The organism is Acetobacter malorum (assembly GCF_002153605.1).
Classification (GTDB): domain Bacteria; phylum Pseudomonadota; class Alphaproteobacteria; order Acetobacterales; family Acetobacteraceae; genus Acetobacter; species Acetobacter malorum_A.
Map to the genome: position 1 here is coordinate 1 of NZ_JOPG01000087.1, position 950 is coordinate 950.

At 57.4% G+C, this 950-nt stretch carries 2 protein-coding genes and 1 pseudogene; 2 read left to right on the forward strand and 1 reads right to left on the reverse strand.

The window, feature by feature from the left end:
* Together HK23_RS14930 and HK23_RS14045 are read left to right on the forward strand one after the other, a co-directional pair.
* A pseudogene (locus tag HK23_RS14930) lies at positions 1–122 on the forward strand (Hsp20 family protein); the annotation flags it as partial.
* Between the two features lie 75 nt (positions 123–197).
* A complete protein-coding gene (locus HK23_RS14045; RefSeq protein WP_143217590.1) occupies positions 198–539 on the forward strand; it encodes a hypothetical protein in 342 nt (113 codons plus the stop codon).
* A 48-nt stretch (positions 540–587) separates the two neighbouring features.
* Here the strand turns inward: HK23_RS14045 and HK23_RS14050 are convergent.
* Positions 588–950: phosphate-starvation-inducible PsiE family protein (locus HK23_RS14050; protein WP_179193923.1), on the reverse strand; the 363-nt coding region annotated here is incomplete at its 5' end.

The window sequence follows — 950 nt, forward strand, 5'->3', positions numbered from 1 at the left end:
CCATTACTCTGAAACGTGAGATACCCGAAGCGATGAAGCCGCGTCGTATCGCGATTACGTCCTCTACAACCCGTGCGGAGGAAGCCGTACCCCAGATCGAGGCGCGGAAAGAGGCAGCCTGATGGCGTGACGAAAACTCTCCCCCGGCCATTCATCCGGCCGGGAAAGAATCTCGAAAGGTCATGAGCATGAAGAGGATGAAAATATTTCTGTCGTGCGCTGCTCTGGGCTTGTCTCTACTGAGCCAGTCGGGCGCACATGCTGGTGATATTGTCCGGACGGCTGCAACATCGTTCAATGCGAGGGCGACTGAGGGCACGTCCACAATCCCCAAAACCGGGGCTCGCACTCATTACGAAGACGGCACGGGTGATATGCTGGTCGACAGCTTGAACGCAAGCCAGTTGGATCAGAACTACAAGGGGCCGGTCTATTATCCCGGACAACCCATTCCGCCGTTCCGGCCCATCGACACAGATCATCTGGCACCGTCAGGGCCAGAGACGCCGGAGAAGACGTCCTCATCGCACGGGAGGTAGTGGGGATTGAGTAAAGGCGGCGTTATAGACCGCCTTTACCTCGATTCTTCAGGATGAAGACCGTTCAGGCTCACAGCGGGCCGCAGGATTATCTTCGAGATGCGCCTGTTCCCTGGCATCGCGCGCGACACGCGCATCCTGCTCGCGGACCAGCCAGTAGACGACGCCCAGCGCCAGAACAGCCGCCGAGAGAGCGAACAGTTCCATGGCAGTCACATCATGCATATCCAGCAGGATGAATTTGCGGGCAATCGCCAGGAGGGCGATCAGGACGATGGTCCGTACCCGGATGACGTTCTCATGCTGGGCAAGAACGACCAGCAGGGAGTGTTTGAACTCAAGCGCGATGATAACAGTAAAGATCGCGCCAAAAATCGCCTGGAAGATCGTCTGGTTGATCGGATCGATTCC

Bases quoted from the DNA above. Each gene is read 5' to 3' on its own strand.
- HK23_RS14045 (WP_143217590.1), top strand. From the start codon at position 198: ATGAAAATATTTCTGTCGTGCGCTGCTCTGGGCTTGTCTCTACTGAGC.